Origin of the sequence: Actinosynnema sp. NPDC049800 (assembly GCF_040656635.1) — a bacterium.
Taxonomy (GTDB): Bacteria; Actinomycetota; Actinomycetes; order Mycobacteriales; family Pseudonocardiaceae; genus Actinosynnema.
Window position 1 is genome coordinate 41,992 of the sequence record NZ_JBFAMT010000021.1, and the last position, 25,460, is coordinate 67,451.

The 25,460-nt window shown below is 74.0% G+C and carries 27 protein-coding genes; 14 read left to right on the plus strand and 13 right to left on the minus strand.

Annotation, left to right across the window (positions count from 1 at the left end; genetic code table 11):
* Positions 1 to 70: 70 nt before the first annotated feature.
* The 4 genes from AB0I91_RS23710 to AB0I91_RS23725 form a co-directional block, all read right to left on the minus strand.
* Complete coding sequence (locus AB0I91_RS23710) at positions 71 to 709, minus strand: hypothetical protein (protein ID WP_499638854.1); 639 nt, start codon at positions 707 to 709, stop codon at positions 71 to 73.
* Positions 693 to 1,133, minus strand: coding sequence for a DUF4383 domain-containing protein (locus AB0I91_RS23715; protein ID WP_499638856.1), 441 nt, complete (start codon positions 1,131 to 1,133; stop codon positions 693 to 695). The genes AB0I91_RS23710 and AB0I91_RS23715 overlap by 17 nt, the downstream gene beginning before the upstream one ends.
* 68 nt (positions 1,134 to 1,201) lie before the next feature.
* On the minus strand, positions 1,202 to 1,840 hold the full coding sequence (locus tag AB0I91_RS23720; protein ID WP_498785898.1) for an STAS domain-containing protein: 639 nt from the start codon (positions 1,838 to 1,840) through the stop codon (positions 1,202 to 1,204).
* A gap of 10 nt (positions 1,841 to 1,850) precedes the next feature.
* On the minus strand, positions 1,851 to 2,810 hold the full coding sequence (locus AB0I91_RS23725; protein ID WP_498785896.1) for a Ppx/GppA phosphatase family protein: 960 nt from the start codon (positions 2,808 to 2,810) through the stop codon (positions 1,851 to 1,853).
* A 120-nt stretch (positions 2,811 to 2,930) separates the two neighbouring features.
* Here AB0I91_RS23725 and AB0I91_RS23730 point away from each other — a divergent pair, with 120 nt between their 5' ends.
* Positions 2,931 to 3,728, plus strand: coding sequence for an SDR family NAD(P)-dependent oxidoreductase (locus AB0I91_RS23730; protein ID WP_498785894.1), 798 nt, complete (start codon positions 2,931 to 2,933; stop codon positions 3,726 to 3,728).
* 93 nt (positions 3,729 to 3,821) lie between these two features.
* Here AB0I91_RS23730 and AB0I91_RS23735 read toward each other — a convergent pair whose 3' ends face one another.
* Positions 3,822 to 4,097 (minus strand): hypothetical protein, encoded by a 276-nt coding sequence (locus tag AB0I91_RS23735; protein ID WP_498785891.1) that lies wholly within the window; start codon positions 4,095 to 4,097, stop codon positions 3,822 to 3,824.
* A 51-nt stretch (positions 4,098 to 4,148) separates the two neighbouring features.
* On the opposite strand from AB0I91_RS23735, the gene AB0I91_RS23740 reads away from it, so the two are divergent.
* The 7 genes from AB0I91_RS23740 to AB0I91_RS23770 all read left to right on the plus strand — a co-directional run bounded on the left by AB0I91_RS23740 (position 4,149) and on the right by AB0I91_RS23770 (position 11,144).
* The gene (locus AB0I91_RS23740) at positions 4,149 to 4,520 is read left to right on the plus strand and encodes a hypothetical protein (RefSeq protein WP_499638859.1); all 372 of its coding nucleotides are present in this window, start codon (positions 4,149 to 4,151) and stop codon (positions 4,518 to 4,520) included.
* A 10-nt stretch (positions 4,521 to 4,530) separates the two neighbouring features.
* Positions 4,531 to 5,043: a GNAT family N-acetyltransferase gene (locus AB0I91_RS23745; protein WP_499613923.1), complete on the plus strand. Its 513-nt coding sequence runs from the start codon at positions 4,531 to 4,533 to the stop codon at positions 5,041 to 5,043.
* Positions 5,044 to 5,087: 44 nt separating this feature from the next.
* Positions 5,088 to 6,005: an anti-sigma factor RsbA family regulatory protein gene (locus AB0I91_RS23750; protein WP_498785884.1), complete on the plus strand. Its 918-nt coding sequence runs from the start codon at positions 5,088 to 5,090 to the stop codon at positions 6,003 to 6,005.
* Positions 6,006 to 6,284: 279 nt separating this feature from the next.
* Positions 6,285 to 7,025: an alpha/beta fold hydrolase gene (locus AB0I91_RS23755; RefSeq protein WP_499638861.1), complete on the plus strand. Its 741-nt coding sequence runs from the start codon at positions 6,285 to 6,287 to the stop codon at positions 7,023 to 7,025.
* 10 nt (positions 7,026 to 7,035) lie between these two features.
* A complete protein-coding gene (locus AB0I91_RS23760) occupies positions 7,036 to 9,522 on the plus strand; it encodes an NACHT domain-containing protein (protein WP_499613917.1) in 2,487 nt (828 codons plus the stop codon).
* Between the two features lie 9 nt (positions 9,523 to 9,531).
* Positions 9,532 to 10,179, plus strand: a complete 648-nt coding sequence (locus AB0I91_RS23765) for an HAD family hydrolase (protein WP_499613914.1) — start codon at positions 9,532 to 9,534, stop codon at positions 10,177 to 10,179.
* 8 nt (positions 10,180 to 10,187) lie between these two features.
* On the plus strand, positions 10,188 to 11,144 hold the full coding sequence (locus AB0I91_RS23770) for an LLM class F420-dependent oxidoreductase (protein ID WP_499638863.1): 957 nt from the start codon (positions 10,188 to 10,190) through the stop codon (positions 11,142 to 11,144).
* A gap of 70 nt (positions 11,145 to 11,214) precedes the next feature.
* Here the strand turns inward: AB0I91_RS23770 and AB0I91_RS23775 are convergent, their stop codons facing one another.
* Entirely contained in the window at positions 11,215 to 12,540 is a 1,326-nt protein-coding gene (locus tag AB0I91_RS23775) for a serine/threonine-protein kinase (RefSeq protein ID WP_498785874.1), read from the minus strand.
* A gap of 186 nt (positions 12,541 to 12,726) precedes the next feature.
* On the opposite strand from AB0I91_RS23775, the gene AB0I91_RS23780 reads away from it, so the two are divergent.
* Positions 12,727 to 12,894, plus strand: a complete 168-nt coding sequence (locus AB0I91_RS23780; protein WP_498785872.1) for a hypothetical protein — start codon at positions 12,727 to 12,729, stop codon at positions 12,892 to 12,894.
* Positions 12,895 to 12,955: 61 nt separating this feature from the next.
* On the opposite strand, the gene AB0I91_RS23785 is transcribed toward AB0I91_RS23780, so the two are convergent.
* From AB0I91_RS23785 to AB0I91_RS23795, 3 genes are all read right to left on the minus strand, one after another.
* Positions 12,956 to 13,444 carry a hypothetical protein gene (locus AB0I91_RS23785; protein ID WP_498785870.1) on the minus strand — a complete coding sequence of 163 codons (489 nt, stop codon included), beginning with the start codon at positions 13,442 to 13,444 and terminating at the stop codon, positions 12,956 to 12,958.
* A 67-nt stretch (positions 13,445 to 13,511) separates the two neighbouring features.
* On the minus strand, positions 13,512 to 13,970 hold the full coding sequence (locus tag AB0I91_RS23790) for a hypothetical protein (protein ID WP_498785868.1): 459 nt from the start codon (positions 13,968 to 13,970) through the stop codon (positions 13,512 to 13,514).
* A 55-nt stretch (positions 13,971 to 14,025) separates the two neighbouring features.
* On the minus strand, positions 14,026 to 15,294 hold the full coding sequence (locus AB0I91_RS23795) for a PucR family transcriptional regulator (RefSeq protein WP_498785866.1): 1,269 nt from the start codon (positions 15,292 to 15,294) through the stop codon (positions 14,026 to 14,028).
* An 81-nt stretch (positions 15,295 to 15,375) separates the two neighbouring features.
* Between AB0I91_RS23795 and AB0I91_RS23800 the strand changes: the two genes are divergently transcribed.
* From AB0I91_RS23800 to AB0I91_RS23815, 4 genes are all read left to right on the plus strand, one after another.
* Positions 15,376 to 15,810 carry a hypothetical protein gene (locus AB0I91_RS23800; protein ID WP_499613903.1) on the plus strand — a complete coding sequence of 145 codons (435 nt, stop codon included), beginning with the start codon at positions 15,376 to 15,378 and terminating at the stop codon, positions 15,808 to 15,810.
* Positions 15,807 to 17,237 (plus strand): aldehyde dehydrogenase family protein, encoded by a 1,431-nt coding sequence (locus tag AB0I91_RS23805; protein WP_499613900.1) that lies wholly within the window; start codon positions 15,807 to 15,809, stop codon positions 17,235 to 17,237. The genes AB0I91_RS23800 and AB0I91_RS23805 overlap by 4 nt, the downstream gene beginning before the upstream one ends.
* A 148-nt stretch (positions 17,238 to 17,385) precedes the next feature.
* Positions 17,386 to 18,021, plus strand: coding sequence for a hypothetical protein (locus AB0I91_RS23810; protein ID WP_499613897.1), 636 nt, complete (start codon positions 17,386 to 17,388; stop codon positions 18,019 to 18,021).
* Positions 18,018 to 18,920: a DUF4231 domain-containing protein gene (locus AB0I91_RS23815; RefSeq protein WP_498785858.1), complete on the plus strand. Its 903-nt coding sequence runs from the start codon at positions 18,018 to 18,020 to the stop codon at positions 18,918 to 18,920. The genes AB0I91_RS23810 and AB0I91_RS23815 overlap by 4 nt, the downstream gene beginning before the upstream one ends.
* Positions 18,921 to 19,018: 98 nt before the next feature.
* Here AB0I91_RS23815 and AB0I91_RS23820 read toward each other — a convergent pair whose 3' ends face one another.
* The 3 genes from AB0I91_RS23820 to AB0I91_RS23830 form a co-directional block, all read right to left on the minus strand.
* Positions 19,019 to 19,750, minus strand: a complete 732-nt coding sequence (locus tag AB0I91_RS23820) for a dienelactone hydrolase family protein (protein WP_499638866.1) — start codon at positions 19,748 to 19,750, stop codon at positions 19,019 to 19,021.
* 169 nt (positions 19,751 to 19,919) lie between these two features.
* A complete protein-coding gene (locus AB0I91_RS23825) occupies positions 19,920 to 21,074 on the minus strand; it encodes a response regulator (protein ID WP_499638868.1) in 1,155 nt (384 codons plus the stop codon).
* Positions 21,075 to 21,226: 152 nt separating this feature from the next.
* Complete coding sequence (locus tag AB0I91_RS23830) at positions 21,227 to 21,361, minus strand: hypothetical protein (RefSeq protein ID WP_498785852.1); 135 nt, start codon at positions 21,359 to 21,361, stop codon at positions 21,227 to 21,229.
* 374 nt (positions 21,362 to 21,735) lie between these two features.
* Here AB0I91_RS23830 and AB0I91_RS23835 point away from each other — a divergent pair, with 374 nt between their 5' ends.
* Entirely contained in the window at positions 21,736 to 21,975 is a 240-nt protein-coding gene (locus tag AB0I91_RS23835) for a hypothetical protein (protein WP_498785850.1), read from the plus strand.
* A 429-nt stretch (positions 21,976 to 22,404) separates the two neighbouring features.
* On the opposite strand, the gene AB0I91_RS23840 is transcribed toward AB0I91_RS23835, so the two are convergent.
* Positions 22,405 to 25,299, minus strand: coding sequence for an AfsR/SARP family transcriptional regulator (locus AB0I91_RS23840; RefSeq protein WP_499638870.1), 2,895 nt, complete (start codon positions 25,297 to 25,299; stop codon positions 22,405 to 22,407).
* Between the last annotated feature and the right edge of the window lie 161 nt (positions 25,300 to 25,460).

A 25,460-nucleotide genomic window follows, 5' to 3' on the forward strand; every position in this document is an offset into this window, starting at 1 on the left:
AACCAAGGGCGCGACAGCCTCCGGACCTCGACCAGCTCGTCACCACTCGACTACCCCGCGCAACCGGTGCTCATGCGTCCGGAGCAGTCACCGGATCGGGCGATCGACCGCGCCGACTACCCCGATAGGCCCTCTCGCGCGCCCTGGCCAGGGCCGCCGGCGCCAGGTCGAGGCCCGGCGGGCGGTTCCGGATCGGGTCGAGCGCGGGCAGGTCGCGGTCGACGTCCAGCGGTCGGACCACGAGCCTGCCGACCGGCCGCCACGGCGCGCCGATCTCCAGCGTGAACCCCAGTTCGCCCGGCAGCCCGGCCAACGCCGCCGAGCAGAGCCGCAGGTGATCGGGGACGGCGGCCAACCACACCAACCGGTCACGCCAGCGGAACGGGGTGATGCTGCCGTACCGGGCGCTGGTCCATGTCCGCGCCGGCCGCGGCAGCACGCGGGCAACGCACGTGGACAGCAGCACGTCCCACGGCCCCGGCAGCCGGAACGCCAACCCGAGCACGTCCGGCAGCCCACCCGGCGTGCCGGCGCCCTTCGACAGCCGCCCGGACACCTCCGTCACGCCGACCGGCAGCGGCAGCCCGGGGTCGAACGTCACGGTCACCGTGCCGTCGAACCACCGGCCGCGCGGGTGGAACGCCTTGGCGTCCCGCGCGCCGGCCAGCACGCGGAAGGCGGGTTCGACGAGGTCAGGCACTGCGCGCATGCGGGTTGCCCTTGAGCGCCGAGCCCAGCGCCACCATGCCGAGGCCGAGCCCCAGGTGCAGCCAGTCGTCGGCCGCGTCGACCGGCACGAAGTTCGCCGCGCTCTCCTTGTCCACCACCAGCCCGTACAGCCACAGCACCAGGTACAGCGCGCCGCCGCCGATCAGGAACGCCCGCGCCGCCGACGCCGTGCGCGCCATCACCAGGCCCACCACGCCGAACAGCAAGTGCACCAGGTTGTGCAGCACCGACACGTGGAACACACCGATCAAGTGCGCGCCGGATCCGGGACCGGCGAACGCGATCTCGTCCAGCCCGGTGGTGATCCCGGGCACGAACCCGAGCACACCCACCACCAGGAACACGACCGCGACCGCCATCGCCGCCGCGCGGACCGGGTGCGGCAACCGGGTCGTCGCACTCATAGCGGATCACCTCGCCTGTGACGGTGGTCCCGCTCGACTACCCCTCGACGACCGCTCGAAACAGCCCGTCACCACCCGGCGCTGACCGGCCCCTCATCGGAACCGACACCTTCGCCGGATCTGGCACCCTCCCCGGATCCGACGCCCTCCCCATCGACCTGAACCGCACGCCGCCCCCCACGCGACACCCGCCCACGGGCCACCGCACCACCGCCCACCGCACTACCACCCACCGCACGACCACCGGCCGCACCTCCCGCCACCGCACGACCACCCGCCACACCGTCCACCGCACGCCCGTCCACCACACCGTCCACCGCACCACCACCCGCCTCCGCACCCGACGCACCCGCCTGCCCGCTCGCCGCCGCACGCCCCGTCGCCGCCGACGCCACGTCCGGGTAGCGGGGAAACAGCCGATCCAGGTCCGTCCGCTCGAACACCCGCCGCACGTGCGGCGGCACGGCGGCCAGCCGCAGCCAACCGCCCGCCCGCTGGGCCCTCGCCCTGGTGCGGACCAGCGCGCTCATCGCCTGGGCCCCGCAGAACGCGACCCCCGACATGTCGAGCACGATGCGGTCACGTCCCTCGCTCACCAAGCGGTCCATCCGGTCCAGCACCCGGCGCGCGCCCGCCAGGTCCAACTCCCCGGTCGCCACGACCACCGCGCACCCCGTCCGGTGAGCCTCGACCGACAGCGCCAGCATCCCGATCCCTTCACGCCACCCGGCAGTACTCGTCGTCATCGCCGCCCGCGCCGATCAGGGCGAGCAGCAGCCCTTCCCTGGTCGACCAGGGGCATATCTCCACCTCGTCGTGCCCGGTGGCCACCATCAACGCCTCCGCCACCAGGGCTCCCGCCAACGACTGCTCCGCGCGGTGCCGGGAGATGCCCGGCAACCGGGCGCGTCGCGGCACGGGCATCCGGGCCAGCCGGGGTATCCAGCCGCGCAGGTCGGCCAGGCGCAGGGAGCGCGGCACGAGCGGTCCCTCCTGCTGCGGCCGCGCCCCGGCCAGCCGCGCCAACTGCTGGAACACCTTCGAGCAGCCGACCGCCCGGTGCTCGGCGACCGACGTCCCCTCCAGCGCGACCACCACCCGGTCGTGCACCAGCACCTGCTCCCGCGCCAGGCCTCGGTGGTCGCGCCGCGCGGCGCGGTCGACCGCGAGCCGCCGGGTCATCGTGCGGGCGCCGAACGGCAGCGAACGCGTGAACGACGGCTCCACGTCGTCACCGACGGCGAGCTCCACCGTGCCGCCGCCGACGTCGAGCACCAGCAACGGGCCGGCGCGCCAGCCGAACCAGTGCCGCGCGGCCCGGTAGGCCAGGCGTGCCTCCTCCTGGCCGGGCAGCACGCGCAACCGGGTGCCGGTGCGGCGGGCGACCTCGGCGATGACCTGCTCGGCGTTGGGCGCGTCGCGGATGACGGAGGTGGCGAAGGGCACGACGGCGGAGACCCCGGCGCGTTCGGCGATCCGGTGCGCGGCGTGGACGGCGGTCACAACCTGTTCGACGCCTTCCGGGCGGAGTCGGTTGTCCCGGTCGAGCGCCCGGTCGAGCCGGAGCCGGGTCTTGTGCGAGAGGACGGGGTGCAGCGGCGAGCCGGAGACGACGACCAGGTGGGCGCTGAAGCAGCCGACGTCGAGCACGCCGACCTGGCCGGGTCGTCCGGACATACGTCACCACCATCCGCGTGTGAGAGGTACCGGGAGGAGTGCCCAAAGGCGCATCGGGTGAAACCGGATTGGGTGATCCGACTCCGGGTAGTTCAGGGCCACTCCGGGTAGTTCAGGGCCATGAGTGCTTCGGAGAGGCCGTTGGCGGTGGTGACCGGCGCGTCCAGCGGAATCGGGCTCGAGCTGGCGAAGGTGTTCGTCGAGCACGGGTTCGACCTGGTCGTGGCGGCGGAGAACGACGTGGTCCACGACGTGGCGCGGGAGTTGGCCGCCGGTGGGGCGCGGGTGGACCCGGTGCGGGCGGACCTGGCCACGTTCGAGGGCAACGAGGACCTGGTCGCGGTGGTCGAGGGCGTGGGACGGCCGGTGGAGGCGTTGGCGGTGAACGCCGGGGTCGGCGTCGGCGGTGATTTCGTCGACGACAGCGACCTGCGCAGCCACCTGCGGGTGGTGGACCTCAACATCTCCTCGGCGGTGCACCTGGCGAAGCGGCTGGTGCCCACCATGGTGGAACGCGGTGCAGGCCGGGTCCTGTTCACGTCGTCGGTGGCCGCGACCGCGCCCGGGCCGTTCCACTCGGTGTACGCGGCGTCGAAGGCGTTCCTGGCGTCGTTCTCGCAGGCGTTGCGGGAGGAACTGCGCGACAGCGGGGTGACCGTGACCGCGCTGATGCCGGGCCCGACCGACACCGACTTCTTCCGCCGGGCGGGCATGACGGACACCAAGGTCGCGACCGGGCCGAAGGACGACCCGGCGGACGTCGCGCGGGCGGGGTTCAAGGCGCTGATGGACGGCGACGACCACGTGGTGGCCGGTTCGCTGCGGACCAAGGCGCAAGCGGCCGCCGGCCGCGTCCTGCCGGACCCGGTGAAGGCGCGGGCGATGCGCGCGATGACCGAACCGGGCTCTGGGGGTTGACCCCGGCGCGGCCGAACGTCCGCGCCGCGGTGGAAAGCCGACAGGCCGACCCGGCTCCCGGGAACCGACCCAGGCGCCGCCGATCCGCCTGGGTCAGAACTCCGGGATCTCGGGCACCCGCCTCTTCGACCTCTCCCCCGACGCCCGTGCCCGCGCCTCTGCCTCGGCCTCTGCCCACCTCCGTGCCTCACGGTGATCGCGCGTCACCCCGGGCTCGGGCGTCTCGTCCCCGATCAGCGCCCGGTACTCGTCGACCTCCTGCGGGGTGGGGTCGATCGGCGCTTCCTCGGCGACCTCGTCCGGGTCGATCGGGTCGACGGGCTCTTCCGCCCGCTCCCGGGGCTCCAGTGGTTCCTGTGCTGCCGTCATGACCGCTGGTTACCCCGTGTGCGGATGCTCGAACGGGGTAACCGTGACGCCGTGACCATCCACGCGAGACGAGATGTGCCCGCCCTGCCCGACCTGGTGTTCAACGCCGCCGCCGACCCCGCCCGCCTGGCCTCCTGGCTGCCCGACCCCTACCAGGTCGTCGGCCGCACGGACGACGTGCTGATCCTGCGCACCAACGACGAGCCGCACCAGGTCAGCCTCGCCGCCGACTACGACCGACTGCTCCTGACGTGGACGCCGCTGGCCGAGCACGGCTGCCGGGGCGAGCTGCGCGTCTCGCTGGCCGGGGTGGCGGGCAGCGTCGCCGAGCTCCGGGTGGACGACTGCCCCGACGACCAGCTGCCGTCACGCCTGCTCGAAGCCCTCGCGAACGCGGTTGAGCAGAACCTCACCGCCGGCTGATCATGCTCCCGTGGACCTCCGCGCCGCCCGGCCCGACGAACTGCCGCTGCTGCCCCCGATCGAACGGGCCTCCGGTGAGCCCTTCCGCGAGTTCGGCATGCCCGAGATCGCCGACGACGACCCGATGCCGCTGAGCACCCTGGCCGGACTGCACGTCTGGGTGGCCGTCGACCCGCTCCCGGTGGCCTGGATCGCGGTCGAGGTGCTGACCGCGGACCGCGCGGCGCACGTCGAGCAGGTCTGCGTGCACCCCGACCACGCGCGGCGCGGTATCGGGGCGGCGCTGCTGGACCACGTCGAGCGCTGGGCCGCGACGCGCGGGCTGGAGGCGTTGACCTTGACCACGTTCCGCGACATCCCGTGGAACGGCCCCTACTATCGACGACTGGGGTTCCACGAGGTGGCGGACCTCTCGCCGGCCCTGACGGCCGTCGTCGCGGCGGAAGCCGCACGTGGACTCGACCCCGCGACACGCGTTTGCCTGCGCAGGCCGCTCCGTGACGATGATCGGGCGGGATACTGAACGGGCAGTCCTCCCCTGCCAGCAACCGTTCGGAGGTTCCCCCGGTGGTCGACTTCGTGCACGAGGCACTGCTCTACCGCGACGACGAGGAGTACCTCGCGGGGACAGTGCCGTTCGTGCGCGACGGCGTGACCGCGGGTGAGCCGGTGCTGGTGGCCGTGCCGCAACGAGGCATCGACCTGCTGCGGCGCGCGCTGGGCGGGCTGGCCGAGCAGGTCGAGTTCCTGGACATGAGACGCGCCGGGCGCAACCCGGGCCGGATCATCCCCGGCGTGCTGACCGCGTTCACCGACAACAACGCCGCCACCGGCCGGGTGCGGATCATCGGCGAGCCGATCTGGCCGGGCCGCACGGACCTCGAGTACCCGGCCTGCGTGCAGCACGAGGCGCTGATCAACACCGCGTTCGAGGACCGGCCCGCGTGGATCCTGTGCCCGTACGACACGGCGAACCTCGCGCCGGAGGCGGTGCGCGACGCGGAGACCACGCACCCGGTCGTGGTCGAGGGGCAGCGGCGCAGGCAGAGCACCGGTTACCGCGAGCCGTTCCTGATCGCCGAGGAGTTCAACCGACCGCTGCCCTCGCCGCCGCCGGACGCGCTGACCCGCCGGTTCGACCTGGACGCCCTCGGCGCCACCCGGCGACTGGTGGCCGCGTTCGCCGTCGAGACCGGCCTGACCGCAGACCAGGTGGAGGACCTGGTGCTCGCGGTCAACGAGCTGACCACGAACAGCGTGGTGCACGGCGGCGGCTTCGGCACGCTGCTGCTGTGGCGCGAGGGCGGCGCCGTGGTGTGCGAGGTGCGTGACGCGGGCCGGATCGCGAGCCCCATGGTGGGCAGGCGCAATCCCGGCGCCAACGCCCGCGGCGGGTACGGCGTCATGCTGGTGAACCTGCTCTGCGACCTGGTCCGCGTGCACACGCACGAGGCCGGCACCGCGATCCGCGTGTACGTCGGCTGACCTCGCTCCCTCCTCGCACCTGCCCCGCCGCACCCACCCCGGCACACCGCGCTCCCGCCGCGCCGCACCCCCTCCCCCGCACCCCACCGCCAGCACACCCGCCCTCAGCGCACCCCGCCCCGGCCCGCCCTCCGCGCCCCACCCCCCGCCCTACCGAGCCGATCTACGTGTGTGCTTGCACACCAACCGACCACCGTCGCCCGATCCGCCCTGGTCACGAATCGTCCTTCGCGCGCAATTCCCGCCGCCGCACGCGCGTCGCCCGGCAGAATCTGCCACGTGACTCCCGCACTTCTGCTCGCCCACGGGGCCGGTGGCACGGTCCGCGCCAACTTCAGCCCCCTCATCCCGCGGCTGTCGCGCAAGCGCAAGGTGCACGCGGTCGACTTCCCCGGCTCCGGGACCACCCCCCGCGCGACCGGCCCCCTCGACCTGGACGACCTCGCCGACCGGCTGGTGGCCGCCGCCGAGGGCGAGGAGCGGTTCGCGGTCGTCGGCTACTCGATGGGCTGCGCGGTCGCCGTGCGCGCGGCGCGGCGCCACCCCGAACGCGTGACCGCCCTGGTGCTCACCGCCGGGTTCGCCCACCTCGACCCCGAGACCGCGGAACGGGTGCGGCGGTGGCGTCGGCTGCTGGACGCCGACCGCGCCGAGCTGGCCCGCTTCCTGATGTCCGTCGCCCTGGGCGCGCCGTTCGAACGGCGGCTGACCGCCGAGCAGACCGCGGGTTTCCTGGAGCTGATCGCGCTCACCATCCCGCCCGGCACCCCGGAGCAGGTCGACCTGGTGCAGCGGATCGACCTGCGTGACGAGGTGCCGACGCTGACCGTGCCGACCCTGGTGATCGGCGCGAAGCACGACCGGCTGATCGCGCCCGGCACCACGCGCGGGCTGGCCGACCTGATCCCCGGCGCGCGGTGGGCGGAGCTGGACAGCGGCCACTCGCCCGCGGTGGAGGCGCCCGCCGAGTGGGGACGGCTGATCGAGGAGTTCCTGGACTCCCTCCCCGCCCGCGTCTGAGCGCTGCGCCGTGCACCCCGAACCACCCGTCCACAACACCTTCGACGGCACCGCCACGTTCGTGCTGCAGGCCAGGGACGTGCACGGCGACGTGCACGTCCACCTGCCGCCCGCGGCCGAGCCGGTCGACCTCGCCGCCGCGGAGCTGGCCGCGCTGGTGCTGGCCCAGTGGCGCGACGAGTCCGCCGCCCGCGACGTGTTCGACCCCGCGCCGCTGCCGGTGGTGTGGCGGGCGGGCCCCGAGCACGCCGACCACCGGGAGAACATCGGTGGCGCGGTGCCCGAGGGCGACGACCTGGCACGGCTGGCCGAGGCGTTCCGCGCGCTGCCGCGCGGCAGGCTGGTGGTGCTCGGGGAGCCGGGCTCGGGCAAGACCACGTTCGCGATGCTGATGGTGCAGCAGCTGCTGGTCGACCTGCGGGTGAAGCAGACCGTGCCGGTGCTGCTGTCGATCGCGTCCTGGGACCCGGTCCGCGAGAAGCCCGCCGAGTGGCTGCTGCGCCGGATCACCGAGGAGTACCCGGGTCTGCACGTCACGCACGGCCGGGCCGCGGTCGAGCGGCTGGTGCGCGACCGGCGGGTGCTGCCGGTGCTGGACGGGCTGGACGAGCTCCCCGCGCCGGTGCGCGGCCGGGCGCTGGCGGCGTTGCACAAGGGGTTCGGCGAGGTGATCGTCACCTCCCGCGCCGCCGAGTACGCGGCGGCCGTGGCCGACGGCCAGGTGCTGCGGTCGGCGGCCGTGCTGCGCGCCGCGCCGCTCACCCCGTCCGCCGTGGTCGCGCACCTGCGCACCGCCGTCACGCCGGCCCGATTACCCGCCTGGCGCCCGGTGCTCGAGAAGATCGAGGCCGAGCCGGAGGGCGACCTGGCCGCCGCGCTGTCGACCCCGCTGATGGTGTGGCTGGCGCGCCGCGTCCACCGCTCCCCCGCCGCCGATCCCGCCGGGCTGACCCGCCTGCCCGACCGCGCGGCCGTGGAGGAGCACCTGCTGGACGGGCTGATCCCGGCCGCGTTCGACGACGAGGACCGCGGCCGGTGGGACGTCGAGCAGGCCACCCGGTACCTGCGGTTCCTGGCCGACCACCTGACGGCACGCGGTGAGCAGGACATCGCCTGGTGGCGGCTGAGCCGGGCGCGACCGGCCCGGGTCGCGTTCCTGGCGCTGGCCTCGCTGGTCACCGGCGTGGTGCTGGCGGCCCTGGTCGTCGCCGACCTCAACTTCGCCCGCCTCGACGAGCTCGACTGGCTCCCGATGGCGCTCAGCTTCCCGATGGGTGTGGCCGTCTGGGTGTTCGTGGAGTTCACCGCGGGCGGGATGGCGGCCGACGGTCGGGCGCCCACCGGCAGGCCGGGCCCGACGGCGTGGCGCAGGCGGATCCGGGCGCTGGTCCAGGAAGCGCGGCACCGGCCACGCCAAGCCGCGCTCGCCGTGACCGGCTGGGTCGGCGGCACGGCGGTGGTCGGCGTGCCGCTGGCGTCCGTGGGCGACAACTTCGGGTGGTTCCTGGTGCCCCTGGCCCTGCTGCTCGGGCTGGGCAAGTCGGTCCTGATGTCACCGGTCGACGCGGACCGCGCCGTCGACCCGGACGCCCTGCTGCGCGGCGACCGCAAGGCGGTGCTCGCGGCGCTGGTGCTCATCGCCCCGCAGGTCGGCTCGCTGATGTACCTGCCGACGCTGCACGAGGGCAAACCGGTCGTGGTGCAACTGCTGCTGGGCGCGGTGTACATGGTCGGCTCGTGGGCCGGCTGCGGCGCGGTCATGCTGCTGGTCAGCGCGTCCGGGCGGTGGGTGCTCACCAGGGTGGGCCTGGCGCTGACCGGCCGGCTGCCGTGGGCCGCCCTGGCGTTCCTGCGCGAGGCGCACCGGGCGGGCGTGCTGCGCCGGGTCGGCGGCGTCTACCAGTTCCGGCACGTCCGGCTGCGCGACCGGCTGGCCACGGCGGCGCCCGCGCCGGAACGGGTGCCGACCACCGTGCCGGTCCGGGGCAGCGAGGTGCTGTTCCGGCAGGCGAACACGGTTTCGAGGCCCCGGGCGGCGCTGTCGATCGGCGGCGGGCTGGCGTCCGCGGTGTTCGCGGCGTCCGGCAACCTGCCCCGGATGTTCGTCCCCGGCTGGGTGCCGGTGGCCCTCGTCGGCGTGAGCATCGCGGTGCTGCACTGGCAGGTGCGCGGCGTGCCGTGGCGGCCCAACCGGCTGCGGGTGGAGCCGACCCGGCTGGTCGTGTCGCGGTTCGGCTCCACCCGCGAGTTCACCGCCCGCGAGGTGGGCGGGCTGGAGATCCGGTGCAGCGAGGGCACCTACGGCCTGTACCTGCGCGGGAAGTCCAAGAGCCGCCCGCTCGACACCCGCGGCCAGTTCGTGGTGTGGACGGCGGACGACGACGGCTGGCTGCCGGTGTGGCCGCTCGGAGCCACCGCCGAACAACACCCCGACCTGGACCGGGCGCTGGCGCGGTTCGCGCGGTCGGCCGGTTTGCGGGTCTCCCGGCCGGGCTAACCAGGCCGCATGACCAACACGCTCGTCCTCGACGTGGACGGCACGCTGGTGGACACCAACTACCACCACGCGGTGGCCTGGTTCCGCGCGTTCCGCCGCTTCGACCTCACCGTGCCGACCTGGCGCCTGCACCGGGCCATCGGGATGGGCGGTGACAAGCTCGTCGCCGCCGTGGCGGGCGAGCACGTGGAACGGGAGCACGGTGACGAGGTGCGCAAGGCCTGGGAGGTGGCGTTCGAGCCGATGCTGGCCGAGGTCAGGCCGCTGGAGGGCGCGCACCGCCTCATCTCCTCGGCGCTGGAGCAGGACTTCGCGGTGGTGCTGGCCAGCTCCGGCAAGCGCCACCACGTCGACCACTACCTGAAGCTGATCGACGCGTCCGGCATCACCTCGACCTCGTCGGACGACGTCGCCGAGAGCAAGCCCGCGCCGGACCTGGTCGAGGTGGCGTTGCGGCGGGTGGACCGGGGCGGCCGGGCCGTGGTCATCGGCGACTCGGTGTGGGACTGCGAGGCCGCCGCACGGGCCGGGCTGCCCGCGGTGTGCCTTCGCACGGGTGGTTTCGGCGAAGCCGAGTTGCGCGACGCCGGCGCGTCGGCAGTCTACGAGGAACTCGACGAGTTGCGGGCGGACCTCACCGACCTGCCGATGGCGTAGGAGGAATCGTGCGGATCGGCTACACGCTGATGACCGAGCAGGCCGGGCCACGGGAGCTGGTCGAGCACGCGGGCCTCGCCGAGCAGGCGGGGTTCGACTTCGAGGTGATGAGCGACCACTACTCGCCCTGGCTGGACGAGCAGGGGCACGCGCCGTACGCGTGGAGCGTGCTCGGCGCGGTCACGCAGGCCACCGAGCAGGTCGAGCTGATGACGTACGTGACCTGCCCGACCGTGCGCTACCACCCGGCGGTGGTGGCGCAGAAGGCGGCGACCGTGCAGCTGCTGTCTGGCAACCGGTTCACGCTGGGCATCGGCGCGGGCGAGAACCTGAACGAGCACGTCGTCGGCCGCGGGTGGCCGCCGGTGAACGTGCGGCACGAGCTGCTGCGGGAGGCCGTGGAGATCATCTCGCAGCTGTTCGAGGGCGGGTACGTGAACTACTCGGGCCAGCACTTCCGGGTCGACTCGGCGAAGCTGTGGGACCTGCCCGAGCAGCGCGTGCCGATCGCGGTGGCGGTGTCCGGCGGGCAGTCGGTGCGCACGTTCGCGCCGCTGGCGGACGCGATGGTGGCGACCGAGCCGGACGCGTCGCTGAGCCACGAGTGGGACGTCTTCCAGGGCAAGCGGTCGCGCAAGATCGGTCAGCTGCCGATCTGCTGGGACCCCGACCGCGACGCGGCGGTCGAGCGGGCGCACGAGCAGTTCCGGTGGTTCGCGGGCGGCTGGAAGGTCAACTCGGAGCTGCCCGGCACGTCCGGTTTCGCCGGCGCGACGCAGTTCGTGCGACCGGAGGACGTGGCCGCGCGGATCCCGTGCGGCCCGGACGTCGGCCCGGTGGTGGAGGCGGTGGCGAAGTTCCGCGACGCGGGCTTCACCGACCTGGCGCTGGTCCAGATCGGCGGCGACCACCAGCCGGAGTTCCTGGACTTCGCCAAGGGCGAGCTCCTCCCGGCCCTCCGCTGACCAAACCGCACCCACCCGACCGCACCCACCGGCAGCGCTCACCGGCAACCGATCGGGCCGCCGGGTCGGGTCAGCCCCGGCCCGACGAGGCGCCGCGGTCCCTCGACGGCGGCCCGGTCACCACCGTGGGCGGTCCCGGGGTCGGCACGATCACGACCGGCGCGTTCGACGGCACGACCGGCGTCTCCCGTTCGGCCTTGGTGGTGGTCGTGGTGGCGGCAGCGGGCGTCGTTTCCGTCACCGTGTTGCCGCCGCCGGCGGCGTCGTCCCCGGTGTTCCCGACCGGCAGCTCCCGCGCCGGCGCGTCCTGCAGCACCGTCACCGTGGAGGGGTTGCCCGGCACCACCGCGCCGGTCTCCGTCCCCTGCTCGGCGATCGGGTCGGCCGCGGTGCTCGTCACCGGCCTGCCGCCGCGCCCACCGGGCCCGGAGTCGAACGGGTCGCTCATCGCCAGGAAGCCGATCACGGTCAGCACCGCCGCCGCGGCGGCCGCGCCCAGCAGCAGCGGCCGGTTGTCGGACTTCGGCTCGGGCTCGTCCGCCTGGGGCCGGTCCACCACCGCCACCTCGACCAGCGGCGACAGGCCGGCGCTCGCCCGCTGCGCAGCGTCGAGCAGGCGCTCGCACTCCGCCGCCGACGGCCGCTTGGCCGGGTCGGACGCCGTCATCGCGGTCAGCACGTCGACCCACGGGTCGGGCAGGTTGGCCGGGATGCGCGGCTCCCGGTGCAGCCGCGACAGCGCCGCCTCCGTGTCGCCGCCCGGGTACTCCGGCCGCCCGGTCAGGCACTCCAGCAGGACCAGGCCCAGCGCGTAGACGTCGGCGGCCGGCAGCACGTCGCCCCCGCGCACCTGCTCGGGCGCGAGGTAGCCTGCGGTGCCGACCAGGATCCCGGACCTGGTCACGCGGGTGACCTGCGCCTGCAACGCCAAGCCGAAGTCGGCCAGGTACGCCCGCCGCCCGGTCGCGTCGAGCAGGATGTTCGACGGCTTCACGTCCCGGTGCACCACGTCGTTGGCGTGCACGTGGGCCAGCACGCCGGCGATCTGCGACCCGATCGCGGCCACCACCTCGGGCGACATCGCCCCGCGCATGCGCCGGCGCAGCGTGCCGCCGTCGACCGGCTGCATCACGAAGTAGGGCCGCCCGCGGAAGCTGCCGGTGCCGTACACCTCGACCAGGCCGGGGAACTGCAGCTCGCCGAGCACCTGCGCCTCGCGGTCGAGCCGGATCCGGTCCTCGCCGGAGGCCTGGCCCAGGAAGAACTTGATCGCGACCTTCCGGTCGAGACGGGTGTCCACCGCCCGGTACACCTCGGCCATGCCGCCCGACCCGTACAGGCTGCCGAGGGCGTACCTGCCGTCGACCACCTCACCGGTCAGGTCACCGTCCCACATCCGGTTGAACCTCCGCTGTGTCGACGACGTCGGCCCGGACGCCGGAAGCTACCTGGCCGCGGGCACGGTCAGCCACCCGGTTTGCCGTTCCGCGTCCACCTACCCGTAGCACCGCCGTCACAAACCACCGATTTCTTCGGGATGCCGAAGCCGTGTCGGACCCCCGACCCGGGGTACCTCCGCGACATGACCGAACGCGAGCGCGAACCCACGATCGACGAGTTCATCGACGACCCCGCCGCGAAGGTGGACGCCCTCGGCGAGGTGGACGAGGTCAGGCCCGCGCAAGACGGGAACGACCCGGATGAAGAGTACGAGCACGGACCGGTGGACGGCGCCGAGCCGACCGACTGAGCGCCGAAGACCACCCGGTTGAGTGACCTCCGGCGCACGGTCGAGCGAAATCCCTCACCCGTTACGGCACGGCGGTCGTGCAGGTCGCCGTTGAGGGGGTCGTAGTGGTGGTAGAGGGCAGGGTGGTCACCGGCGGACCGGCCGAGGCGGGCCGGGTGCCGCTGCAGTAGTGCGACTCCACCCGACCGTCGGACGCGTCGCCGTGCGCGAACACGACGTACTCGGTGCCCGGGTAGAGCCTGATGCCGCACATCGCGCCGCTGGCGGGCGTGATGATGTCGACCTGCGACGGCACGTCGGCCTTGTAGACCCGGCCGACGTCGACGGTGTACCGGTACTTGTCGTCGTAGGTCACGGACGGGTCGCCTGCCTCCAGCGCCTCGCTCAGCACGAGCGCGTCGAAGACGTAGGTGGCCTGGTAGAAGCGCTGCCCCTCGGTGCTGGGCAGGCAGCTGCACGCGCTGGCCGGACCGGTGAACACCGAGGTGAGCAGAGCGGCGGTGACGGTGACGACGCCGGCCGCGTGGGCCAGGAATCTCAAGCGCGGCACGGTTTCCCCCTGGTGGTCGAAGGAGAGCGCCCCGCGGCGCGATCTCCGGCGGGTGGACGGCGGGTGGTCACGGCGTGGCCGTCGTGCAGGTCGTCGTGGGCGGCGAGGTGCCGGACCACGGCGAGGTGGTGGTCGGCGGCCCGGCCGCGGCCGACCTGGTGCCGCTGCAGTACTCGGTCTCCACCCGGCGGTCGGACACGTCGCCCTTCGCGAACACGACGTACGCCGCATCGACGGTGAGCCGGATGCCGCAGGAGTGGTTCCGCGGCGACAGCACGTAGACCCGGTGCGGGACCTCACCCTTGTACTCGGTGTCGACCTCGACCGTGTACCGGTAGAAGTGCTCCTCCGCCTTCTCGTGGACCACCGTTCCGGAGAACACGTAGACGGCTTGCTGGTAGCGCAGGGCCTCGTTGGCCGGCATGCAGACGCAAGCGCCGGCGGGGTTGACGAACACGGCGGTGAGCAAGGCCGCGGTGACGGTGACGACCGCCGCCGCGTGGGCGAGTAATCGGAAGCGCGCCAAGGGATCCCCCTCGTGGACAAGGAGTGGACGGTGGCGGTGTCCGCCCAGCGTACGGTCAGGCGTGCAGGGCCAGCCACAGTTCGGCGCGCACGCCCGCGGATTCCAGCGAACGGCCGAGCAGCGCCTCCACCCGCTTGAGCCGGTTGCGCACGGTGTGCCGGTGCACGCCCAGCCGGGCGGCGGCCGGGTCGGCTTGGCCGTGGCACGCGAGCCACACCCGCAGCGTCTCGCGCAGCACGTCGTCCAGTGGAGCGAGCAGGGCGGCGGCGAACTCCGCCGCGTCCGGCGCGAGCAGGCCGGACCCGGCGACCTCCTCGAACGCGTCCACGCCCGCCTCCAACGCGCGCAACGCCTCCCGGTAGCCGCGCGCGACGCCGTTCACGTCCACCGGGCTGGACGCGGCGGCGGGCACGTCCACCTCGCGGGCCAGCACCACGACCCGGCCGTCCACCTCCGCCCAGAACCCCGCCGGCTCCGCCCGCTCGCGCAGCACGAACACCCGGAACGGCCCGTCCGGCACCCCGTCCACCGGCACGCCCGCCAGCACCAGCCGGAACCGCGCCTCCCGCAGCTCCCGCCGCACCGCGTCGACCTCGTCCGACCGGGCCAGGGCCACCGTCAGCAGGGACGCGGCGGTGTTGACCACGCCCGCGTCCAGCGGCGCGCCGGCCGCCACGGCCAGGTAGCCGCGCCGCCCCAGCACCTGCATGGCGACGTGCCGCCCGTCCGACTGCCACGCCGCGCCGGCCGGCCCGCCCGCCGCCGCGAGCCGCCGCAGGTGCCCGGCGAGGTCGGGCAGCGAGCCGACGACGTGCACCGGCGTGCCGTGCGGGTCGAGCAACGCCGCCGCGCCGTCGATGAGCCGGGCCAACCTCCGTACCACGCCCGTCGGCCCGTCGGCGACCGCGGCACGGGCCAGCGCCCGCTGCGCCGCGCCGGTGCGCGCCGGCGCCGCGTACTCGTCCGCCGCGACGGCCCGCGACACCGCCTTGGTGATCGCGATGAACGGCGTGGCCATCGGCACCTCCAGCAGGGCCAGCCCGGCGTCCCGCGCGGCCCGGACCAGGTCCGGCGGCACGTGGTCGTGGCTCAGCCCGGTGCCGAACCCGAGCCCCACGACGCCGGCCGCCACCAGCCGCCGCACGTACCCGTCGGGCGGCCCGAGCGCGATGCCGGTGGTCAGCAGCAGCTCACCGCCCTCCAGGAACGGCGTCGGGTCGGCCAGCTCGGTGCTGTGCACCCACGCCACGACCCGGTCCAGCCCCGCGTCCACGTGCACCGTCAACCCGACCTCGCGGGCCAACTGCCCGACCGTCAACGACATGGACACTGTGTACAGGCCACCGCCACCCCATCGCCACTGTGGATACTGTCGCCCGCCCCCGCGCCGGTCGATGCTGTACCCATGGCCCGACCGCGCGCGGAGATCACCGGACCCCGGTCACGCGGGCCGGCCGAACGCCGCCGGTCGCACCGCGTGCCGCCGGTCGCCGACCAGGTCCCGACCGGCTCCTGCCGCCCGGCCGGCGTCGTCCCGGACCTGGTGGCGGAGGGCCCCGCGGGCGAGCCGGTCGCCTACACCTCCTCGGCCGCCACCGACACCACGCGCGCGCCGGACCTCGACGCCGCTCGACGCACCGAGTCCACCGCCCTTCCCCACGCCCTGGCCGACGTGCGTGACGCGGTGCCCGCCGTCGAGCCGACCTCCCCCGAGGTCGCCGCCGGAGTCGTCGTACCGACGTACCCGTACCCGTGGGAACGTGATCTGCCTGCTGCCACCGCCCGTCATCCCCGACGGGCGGCCGAAGGCCTGGACGTGCTTGAAGGAGCCCTGCAGTGACGACGACGCCGTACTGGGTCGCGGGCGAGCCCGCGACGAGCGAGGACCTGGTCGAGATCCGCACACCGCACGACGGCGCGCTCGCCGGCGTGACGTCCAACGCGACCGCCGAGGACGTGGAGCGGGCCGTCGCCTCCGCGCACGCCGTGGCCGGCGACTTCGCCGACCTGCCCGCGCACGCCAGGGCTGCGGCGCTGGACCACGTGTCACGCCGGCTCGCCGAGCGCGCGGACGAGGTGGCCGCGCTGATCACCGCCGAGTCGGGCAAGCCGGTGAAGTGGTCGCGGATCGAGGTCGCCCGCGCGGTGTCGACGTTCCGCTGGGCCGCCGAGGAGGCGCGCCGCTTCTCCGGCGAGCTCCAGCGGCTGGACACCGACCCGGCGGCGAACGGCAGGCTGGCGCTGGTGCGGCGGGCGCCGCGCGGTCCCGTGCTGGGCATCGCGCCGTTCAACTTCCCGCTGAACCTGGTGGCGCACAAGGTCGCGCCCGCGTTGGCGGTGGGCGCGCCGATCGTGGTCAAGCCCGCGCCGTCGACACCGCTGGTGGCGCTGCTGCTGGGCGAACTGCTGGCCGAGACCGACCTGCCCGCCGGTTCGTGGTCGGTGCTGCCGGTGCCCAACGAGGTGGCGGGCGCGCTGGCCGAGGACCCCCGGCTGCCGGTGGTGTCGTTCACCGGTTCCGGCCCGGTCGGCTACTCCATTTTGGACCGGGTGCCGCGCAAGCACGTCGTGCTGGAGCTGGGCGGCAACGCGGCGGCCGTCGTCTGTCCGGATTGGACGGACCTCGACCGGGCGGCGCAGAGGATCGCCACGTTCTCGATGTACCAGGGCGGGCAGTCGTGCATCTCGGTGCAACGCGTGTACGCGCACGAGGACGTGTACCCGGCGTTGGCCGAAGCCGTGGTGTCGCACGTGCGCAAGCTCGGCACCGGCGACCCGACCGACCCGGCCACCGACGTCGGCCCGCTGATCAACGAGGCCGCCGCGCGGCGGGTCGAGGCGTGGGTGGACGAGGCCGTCGCGGCGGGTGCGCGCGTGCTGGCCGGCGGGCGGCGGTCGGGCGCGACCTACGAGCCGACCGTGCTGGCCGACGTGCCGCCGGGGTGCAAGGTCGTGGACGAGGAGGTGTTCGGGCCGGTGGTGGTGCTGGACTCCGTGCCGTCCGTCGACGAGGCCTTCAACCGGGTGAACGCCTCCCGGTTCGGGTTGCAGGCGGGCCTGTTCACGCACGACGTCCGGGTGGCTTTCCGCGCCGCCAAGCGACTGGCCGTCGGCGGGGTGATCGTGGGCGACGTCCCGAGCTTCCGCGCCGATCAGATGCCGTACGGCGGTATCAAGGAGTCGGGAACGGGCCGCGAGGGGGTGCACGCGGCCATGGAGGACCTGACCGAACAACGGGTCCTCGTCCTCACCGACCTGGAGTTGTAACGCTTGACACCAACCCACGCCGTCATCGCCGGCTACGACGAACGGCCCCGGCGGCGGCCGGTGCGATCGGGTCGGGCCGCGGCCGGGTGGGAGAGGCGTGGGGGTGAAACGAGGTGCGGTGGCGCGTGCGCCGGTACGGTCGCCGATCGTGGACAGGGTGCGGGTCGGGTCGAAGGCGGAGTTGGGTGGTGCCGGGTTGCCCGTCGGCCGGCCGGTGCTGGTGCTGGTCGGTGGCGCCGCCGGGATGGAGCGGGACGGGCTGGAGGCGTTGGGGGTGGTGCTGCGCGGGTTGGTGCCGCTGCTCGACGCGTGCGGCGCGGTGGTGGTGGACGGCGGCACGGACGTCGGCGTCATGCGGGCGGTCGGTCGGGCGCGTGCGGCGGCGGGTGGGCGGTTCCCGCTGATCGGGGTGGCCGCGGAGGTGGCGGTGGACCTGGACGCGTTCGAGCCGAACCACACCCACCTGGTGCTGGTGCCCGGTGGCGCGTGGGGTGACGAGTCGCCGTGGCTGGCCGAGGTGGCGGACGTGGTCGCCGGACCGGAGCCGTCGCTGACCGTGCTGGTCAACGGCGGGCCGATCACGTTCGACGACGCCGAGCACAGCCTGGGCCGCAACCGGCCGCTGGTCGTGCTGCGCGGCAGCGGTCGGACCGCGGACGCCATCGCCGAGGGCGCGGACGAGCGGTCCACCGCGATCGCCACCTCGCCGTTGACCACCGTGCTCGGCCCCGACGAGCTGCGCGCGCACGTCGAACGGGTCTTCCGACCGGAGGGGGAGCGATGACGGCGAAGGGCTTGGGCCACGACGACCTGCCCGGCTTGTTCGAGGCGGCGGACAGCGCGTCGCTGGACGGCCAGCACCGCTACGTCCGCGGGGTCCGGCTGCGGCTGCTGCTCGCGGTGGCCGCCGCCGCGACCGGCGCGGTGCCGTTCGTCCTCGGTCGGGTCGACGTGGCCGCGATCGGCACCGCGATCGCGTTGGCCGCGGTGTCGGTCACCGAGCTGAACCTGAAGGCCGCGCGCCCCGAGGACCGCTGGTACGACGGCCGGGCGCTGGCCGAGTCGGCGAAGAGCCTGGCGTGGAAGTTCAGCGTCGGCGGCCTGCCGTTCGACAAGGCGGGCGGCGAGGCGGGCGGCGAGGCCGAGACCGAGCGCCGGTTCATCCAGCAGATGCACAAGCTGCTGGAGGACGCGCCGACGACGAGCATCCGGCCGTCGCAGCGGCCCGTCGTCACCGAGGGGATGAGGGCGCTGCGGGCGGCGCCGTTCGCCGAGCGCAAGGTCGCCTACCTGGAGGCGCGCGTCGCCGACCAGCAGCGCTGGTACACGGCCAAGGCGGCGCGCAACGAGCGGCTGGCCGGGTGGTGGCGGGCCGGGTTGCTGTCGATCGAGGTGATCGGCATCTGCGCGGCGCTGGGCAAGGCGGTCGGCGCGGTGCGGTTCGACCTGGCGGGCGTGGTGGCGGCGGTGATCGCGGCGGGCACGGCGTGGATCAGCCTGCGCCAGCTGTCCACGCTGGCCCGCGCCTACACGTTCGCCGCCAACGAGCTCGCGATCGTGCGCAGCCGGTTGGAGCTGGTGGAGGACGAGCCGTCGTGGGCCAGCGAGGTGGCCGACGCGGAGGAAGCGGTGAGCCGGGAGCACACGATGTGGCGGGCTTCCCGGACCCGACCGTCCAGCTGACGGCGGCCAGGGCGGTTCCACGCCGGCACGATCACCGAGGCGGTCCCCGCCCTGGACCGCCCAGGCCCTTCGCCAGGAGAGCCCCTACCGCCCCGGCCTCACTTCAGGTGCCGGGCGAAGAACCGGTTCCCGTCGTCCCCCTCGAACCCGGGCACGCCGGTGTGCCCGCCCATGTTGGCGTGCAGCGTCTTCTCCGCGGAGCCGAAGGCGTCGAACAGGTCCAGGGCCTGCTGCCGGTCGTTGCCCTCGTCGTCCCACTGGAGCAGGACCTGCAGCGGGATGGAGATCTGCCGGGCCTCCTCGAACACCTTGCGGGGCACGTAACTCCCGGCGAACAGCAGCGCGGCCGCGAGGCGCGGCTCGACCACCGCCAGCCGGACGCCGATGGAGATCACCCCTCCCGAGTACCCGACCGGGCCGCCGATCCCGGGCAGCGGCAGGAGGGCGTCCAGCGCGGCCCGCCACTCCGGGACCGCCTGGTCGACCAGCGGGAGGACGAGCCGGTCGACGATCCCGTCGTCGACCGGCGTACCGGCCTCCAGCGCCCGGCGCAGGTCGGCGCGCGCTTCTTCGACGGCGGCGAAACGGGGCCGGTCACCGCCTCCGGGCAGCTCGATGGTGGCCGTGGCGAAGCCCTCCGCCGCGGCGTGCCGGGCCCGGGACACCAGTCGCGGGTACATCCGGGCCAGCCCGCCCGGGTGGCCGAGCAGGATCAACGGGGACGGTGCGGAGGCGGATCCGGGCGTCCACAGGATGCCGGGGATCCCGCCGAGGGTGAACTCGCGCTCGAGGACGCCGTCGGCGAAGCGCTGTTCGGACGTGAACCGCATGGTCGTGCCTTTCGGGAGTGCTCGCGGAACGGCGCTCCCGGACGACCTACCGCCCGACCGTGACCCCGGAGGGGAGCACCCATGTCGACTCGTTCACGGGTACCACCTCCTCGGTCTCTCGCACGGCCGCCGGCACGGTAGCAGTGGTCGCCGTGGCCCGCCAACGGGTTTAGTCGGGCACGTCCGGGCGCCCCGGCGGCTGCTTGTCCGGCGGGTTCAGGAGCCGCTCGGCGTGGCTGTAGCCGATCCGCGGGCCCGACGCCGGCCGCGCGGGCCGGTTCGGTGGTTGGTAGTAGTAACCGAGGCCGTGCGCGGTGACGATCGCGGTGGGGTCGAGGCCCGCGGCCGCGAGCTTCGAGCGCAGCATGGCCATCACGACCGCCAGGTTGCGCTTCAGGGGGACGGTCGCCCAGGAATCCCCCCACACGTGCGCGACGATCGCGTCGATCGACTGCACCGAGCCCGCCGACCGGACCAGGATCTCGAGCAGTCGGAGCTCGCGGGGCGAGCACGTCGCCTCGACGCCGCCGACGCGAACCTCCGGCAGCCTGAAGTCCACGCGGAGGACCCCGTCGTCGTAGACCTTCTCGGCCGGGGCGGCCCGCTGTCGCATGGCCCGGCGCATGCGGGCCACGAGCTCACCCAAGTCGTAGGGCTTGACGAGGTAGTCGTCGGCGCCGGTGTCGAGACCGAGGGCGATGTCGTCGACGTCGCCGCGTGCGGTCACGACGATCACCGGGATGTCGCTCGCGGCGCGGAGCTTGCGCAGCAACGTGATGCCGTCCATGTCGGGCAGGCCCAGGTCGAGCAGCACCACGTCGGGGCGCTGCGTGATCGCCTCGCGCAGCCCCGTCCGGCCGTCGCGGGCCGGCACGACCTCGTACCCCCTGCGTTGCAGGGCCCCGATCAGCGCCTCGGACACGCGGTCGTCGTCCTCGATGAGCAGCACCTTCCCCCGACCGGAGGGGTGGGGAGCGGTCCGCGCCGGTTCGGGGTTCGCGTCGGCGATGGGCCGGGTCTCCACCGCCGTCACGGAAGCGCCCTGGCCGACCAGGAAGGCCAGCGCGAGTTCCCGGCACGCGGGGCAGACCTTCAGCTGCCGCCCGTCCACCGCGAGCAGGAACGCCGCGGCCCGCTCGCACCGGTGCCCGGCGACCTCGACGTCGCACTGCCGGGCCAGGCGTGCGGTGGCTCGTTCGGTCTCGTGCTTGCGGGCGCGGTGGGCGCGCGAGCGGCACCGGTCCGAGCAGAACTTGCGCGGGCGGCCGGTCTCGGTCGAGGAGGACAGGGGCCCGCCGCAGACTTGGCAGGTCGGTGTCGTCACCGAGGAGTCCCCCTCCCGATTCGCCGGAACGAAACGACTTTCGTGTCGCCCTCACGGTAGTGACGCGAAGGCACGTCTTGGCTTGCGCCGATCGGTGCTGTTCCCTGTGAGGGAGGAGGTCCGGCCGCCTCGCGACGGCCGGACCCCGGGTTTCACGATCGCTCGTGCCTGCCAGCGTCGACGATCGCGTCACCCACCACGAGGAGCGCCCTCGCCGTGATGGCGAGGGCCGCTTCTCCCTTCAGCGGCGCCACGACGCCCTCCAGGACCAAGAGGGCGACGCGCACCACCTTCCAGATCCTCGGCGCCCGGTTGCGACGCCACCGCGCGACCCGGCGAAGCGCGGTGCGGACCCGAGCGGTGCGCACCAGCGGTTTCGACCGAGCCGTCCGCCTCGAAGGAACGACCACCTCGACGACCTCCTCTCAACAGCGGACGCGACCATCGCGGGCTGTCGCGACGAGCCCCGCGGCAGCGCTGCTGCGGGAGGAGACCGGCGGAGAGCGGCCACTCCCCCGTCACCGGAGGTGTGGTGGATCAACCGTCGCGCGCCCCGACCGGAGCGCGCAAGATCGCGAAACCAACATCACGAGCCGTCCCGCCGCGCCGGAGTCGCCGCGGGGGCCGAACGCGACGGCCGGGTGCGAGACTGGGCGCGGACGTGACGACTCGAGGGAGCGTCCTGGGCAAGAACTTCATCACCAAGTACGGCACCAAGCAGGGGATCATCGTGCTCGGCCGGGTGGCCCCGTTCGGCATCGGCGCGGTGATCGGCGGCGGTGCCAACGCCGCCCTCGCAGCCCTGGCCGTCCGAGCCGCCCGGCGCGCGTTCGGCCCGGCGCCGGAGTCGTGGCCGGAGCCCGAGCCGGAGTCGCACCCGGGATCGACGCGAACCGGCTGAGCCCCGGACCGGCAGGCCGCCACCACGATCAGGTGCCACCCGAGGCCGCGGCCAACGCAAGTGGACCGCGACCGCGTCACCCGCCAGGCACCATGGCCGCATGTCGGATCTTCACTGGGACGAGGTCTGGAGCTTCTTCGATCCCGACCTGATGGGGTCGCTTCCCGACGTGTTCGTCCTGGATGCGTCGGTGGAGGACTGGCAAGCGGTGTTCGACCTGGTCCAGGCGCGTGGTTGGCGGTGGGAGTTCGTCCAGGGCGGCACAGCGCTGCCGCTGCCCCCGGCCACCGAGGCACTCGCCCGCCCGGCCGGTGCGGAAGTGGTGGAACTGAAGGTCTGGCCGGTTCCGGGGGTGCTCGCGATCTCCCGTCCCACATCGGTGAGCTGCGCCTTGCGGCCGAGCCGCTGTGCCGTGGTGCGCTCTCGACCTCACGCGAACCGGATCCGCAGTTCGTCTCTGCCGGTCGCGCTGTCGGTGGAGCTCGACCGGTCGAGCTCGTCGAGTTGCTGCTGGACGCGGTCGGCGTCGGCGGTGCGGCCCTGTTGCCGGTAGAGCTCCAGGGCCTCCTGCCAGGACGCGCGGGCTTGTTCGCGCAGACCGACGGCGGTCTGGGGGTGGCCCAGGTTGTCGAGGTTGTGGGCGACCTCGGCGGTGTTGCCGAGCTCGCGGAAGAGCGGGATGGCCCGCTGGTAGTGGTCGATGGCCTCGTGGTGGTGGCCGGCGTGGTGCTCGATGTACCCCAAGGCGTCCTGGCTGTACGCCTCGCCCTCGGCGTTGTGGTGGCGCCGGTGCAGGTCGAGGGCGGTGCGGCAGTGCTCGCGAGCGGTGTCGTGGTCGCCCAGGCGGGCGGTGTACCACCCCACCGCGTTGAGCAGGAGGGCTTCGCGCAAGGACTCGCCGAGGTCCCGGTAGAGGGACAAGGCGCGGCAGGCGTGTTCCAAGGCTTCGTGAAGGTCTCCGCGTCGCTCTAGAGCGCGGGAGAGGACGTGGTGCGTGTGGGCCTGTTGGACGCGGTCGTGGTGGTGTTCGGCGAGGGTGAGTGCCCGGCGCAGGTGTGCGGCAGCGTGTTCGTGCCGATCGAGGTTGGCGTGGGCGAAGCCGAGCAGTCGGTGGGCGAGGATGCCCGCGGTGGGATCGGGCAGGTGGTCGGCGGCGTCGACGGCGGCCTGCCACGCGGTCAGGTCGTCATGGCGGTGCCCGCGCTGCCGGTAGAACTTGCTCGCGGCCCAGGCCAGGTGCCACACGGCACCGTGGTGGCCGAGGGAGGCGGCGGTTCGCTGGGCGGCCGACAGGTGTGGCCGGTGGGCGTCCAGCCAGGCCGTGGCCGCCGGGCGGTCCCGCAGCGGGCGGGGGTGGGAACCGGGTGCGGGCGGGTCGAGCCGGATCGGGAGGCGGTTGGTGTTCAGGAGCTGGGCGGCGGCGTGGGCGGTGTGCCGGTAGAAGTCCACGAGCCGTTCCAGGGCGGCCTGGCGCGCTCGCTCCGGTGATTCGTCACGGGCGGTGGAGGCCGCGTAGGCGCGGATCAGGTCGTGCATGGCGTAGCGGTCGCCGGGTGCGCGGGTGAGCAGGGACGCGTCGACGAGCGCGCGCAGCGCGGCGCGGGTGTCGCGGACGGGCAGTCCGGTCAGGGCCGCGGCGGCGGGCGGGTCGACGTCGGGGCCGAAGGCGGTGCCCAGCAGGCCGAAGGTGGTGCGCTGCCGTTCGGTGAGGTGGCGCAGGGACCAGGACAGGACGGCGGGGAGGCTGACCGCCGGGTCGTCGGAGTCCAGGGCGCCCGGACCCAGCTCGCGCAGCTCGGTGACGAGGTCGTCCAGCAGTTCGGGGTCGGTGCGGATGTGCGCGGCGACCAGGCCGAGCGCCAACGGGAACCCGCCGCACAGGCCGATCAGCTCGGTCACCGCCCGTTCGGTCGTGGCGCGGACGTCGCCGAGGGCGGCGTGGACCAGGGCGCGGGCCTCCGTCTCGGACAGCACGTCGAGCCGGACGGGACGGGCGCTGTGCCGGGTGAGCAGCGCGGGCAGCCGGTGCCGGCTCGTGACCAGGACGGTGCAGGCGCTCCCACCGGGCAGGAGGGGGACGACCTGCTCGGACGTGGCGGCGTTGTCCAGCAGGACGAGCAGGCGCTTGCCGGTGCTCCGGGTGCGGTAGAGCGCGGCGAGGGCGTCGAGGTCGCGCGGGTGGTGGTCGCGGTCCACACCCAGGGCGGTCAGGAAGTCCGCGAGGACGTCGGTCACCTGCTTGGGGTCACCGGGGCCGAAGCCGCCGAGGTCGACGTGCAGCTGCCCGTCGGGGAAGCGGTGCAGGTTTCGGTGGGCCCAGGTGAGGGCCAGCCAGGACTTGCCGATGCCGCCGGAGCCGCTGATCACGCAGGTCACGGCCGTCCCGAGGTCGGCGAGCGCGAGGTCGAGCTCGACCAGCTCGGCGGTGCGACCGGTGAACAGCGCGGGCGCGGCGGGGAGTTGGTGCGGTGTCTCCCGCGTCCCGCTGGTTCCCGCCGCTGTTCCGGACAGGGGCGGGCCGGACGGTGTGGGGCCGGGCGGGATTGGGCCGGGTAACGCAGGACCGGGTAAAGCGCCGGGTAACGCAGGACCGGGCAGCTCGGGGTCTGCGGCCAGGATCCGCAGGTGCAGACCCCGCAGCGGTGGTCCGGGGTCTGCACCCAACTCGGCGACCAGCCGCTCCCGCAGCAGCCGGTAGTGCTCCAAGGCGTCGGACGTGCGGCCCGCTTGGTGCAGGGCCAGCAGGTACTGGCCGGCGATCCGTTCGTCCAGCGGGTGTTCGGCGACGCGCGTGGTCAGCCCCGCCACCAAGTCGTCCCCGCGCCCGAGCCGCAGCAGCACGTCGGCCAGGTCGCACTCGGCGTCGAGGCGTTCCCGGTGCAGGCGGTCGCGTTCACCCTCGGACCAGTCGCCGACCAGACCGGTCATGGCGTCCCCGCGCCACAGCCCCAGGGCTTCCCCGAGCAGTTCCGCCGCCCGGCGGTCGTCCTCGGCGCGGGCGCGTGCGCGGAGGTCGCGGAAGCGGTGCAGGTCGACCGTCGACGGTGCGACCGCCAGGACGTAGCCGCCCGAGCGCCGCACGAGGGGCGCGGTGCTCGCGGCCAGCACCTGGCGCAACCTGGACACGTAGTTCACCAGCGTTTCGCGGGCCCGCAGCGGCGGCTGCTCGCCCCACACCCGGTGGATCAGCCGGTCGACCGAGACCACCTGGCCCGCGTCCACCGCCAGCGCCGCCAGCACGCACCGCTGTCGAGCCGGCCCGAGGTCGACCGGTTCGCCGTCCACGAGCGCGAACACCGCGCCAAGAAGGCGGAACTCCGCCATCCGCCGCTCCTCCCCCGTGCAACCGCTCGGCGGTGCATGGCTATCGCGCTGAGCAGCGCATTGTGGGGAATCACGGGCAATTCACCCGAACGGCCCCGCACGATCGCCGACGTGCCGTCCGGACCGCGGGCGACACGTCAGAGGACGAGGAGAGGGGCACG

What these genes read in the sequence shown, in the direction of transcription:
- AB0I91_RS23715 (WP_499638856.1), bottom strand. Translation starts at nt 1,133, where the DNA reads ATGAGTGCGACGACCCGGTTGCCGCACCCGGTCCGCGCGGCGGCGATG.
- AB0I91_RS23710 (WP_499638854.1), bottom strand. Translation starts at nt 709, where the DNA reads ATGCGCGCAGTGCCTGACCTCGTCGAACCCGCCTTCCGCGTGCTGGCC.
- AB0I91_RS23765 (WP_499613914.1), top strand. Translation starts at nt 9,532, where the DNA reads ATGACCAACACGCTCGTCCTCGACGTGGACGGCACGCTGGTGGACACC.
- AB0I91_RS23820 (WP_499638866.1), bottom strand. Translation starts at nt 19,750, where the DNA reads ATGCGGTTCACGTCCGAACAGCGCTTCGCCGACGGCGTCCTCGAGCGC.
- AB0I91_RS23730 (WP_498785894.1), top strand. Translation starts at nt 2,931, where the DNA reads ATGAGTGCTTCGGAGAGGCCGTTGGCGGTGGTGACCGGCGCGTCCAGC.
- AB0I91_RS23725 (WP_498785896.1), bottom strand. Translation starts at nt 2,810, where the DNA reads ATGTCCGGACGACCCGGCCAGGTCGGCGTGCTCGACGTCGGCTGCTTC.
- AB0I91_RS23815 (WP_498785858.1), top strand. Translation starts at nt 18,018, where the DNA reads ATGACGGCGAAGGGCTTGGGCCACGACGACCTGCCCGGCTTGTTCGAG.
- AB0I91_RS23780 (WP_498785872.1), top strand. Translation starts at nt 12,727, where the DNA reads ATGACCGAACGCGAGCGCGAACCCACGATCGACGAGTTCATCGACGAC.
- AB0I91_RS23795 (WP_498785866.1), bottom strand. Translation starts at nt 15,294, where the DNA reads ATGTCGTTGACGGTCGGGCAGTTGGCCCGCGAGGTCGGGTTGACGGTG.
- AB0I91_RS23840 (WP_499638870.1), bottom strand. Translation starts at nt 25,299, where the DNA reads ATGGCGGAGTTCCGCCTTCTTGGCGCGGTGTTCGCGCTCGTGGACGGC.
- AB0I91_RS23720 (WP_498785898.1), bottom strand. Translation starts at nt 1,840, where the DNA reads ATGCTGGCGCTGTCGGTCGAGGCTCACCGGACGGGGTGCGCGGTGGTC.
- AB0I91_RS23800 (WP_499613903.1), top strand. Translation starts at nt 15,376, where the DNA reads ATGGCCCGACCGCGCGCGGAGATCACCGGACCCCGGTCACGCGGGCCG.
- AB0I91_RS23735 (WP_498785891.1), bottom strand. Translation starts at nt 4,097, where the DNA reads ATGACGGCAGCACAGGAACCACTGGAGCCCCGGGAGCGGGCGGAAGAG.
- AB0I91_RS23775 (WP_498785874.1), bottom strand. Translation starts at nt 12,540, where the DNA reads ATGTGGGACGGTGACCTGACCGGTGAGGTGGTCGACGGCAGGTACGCC.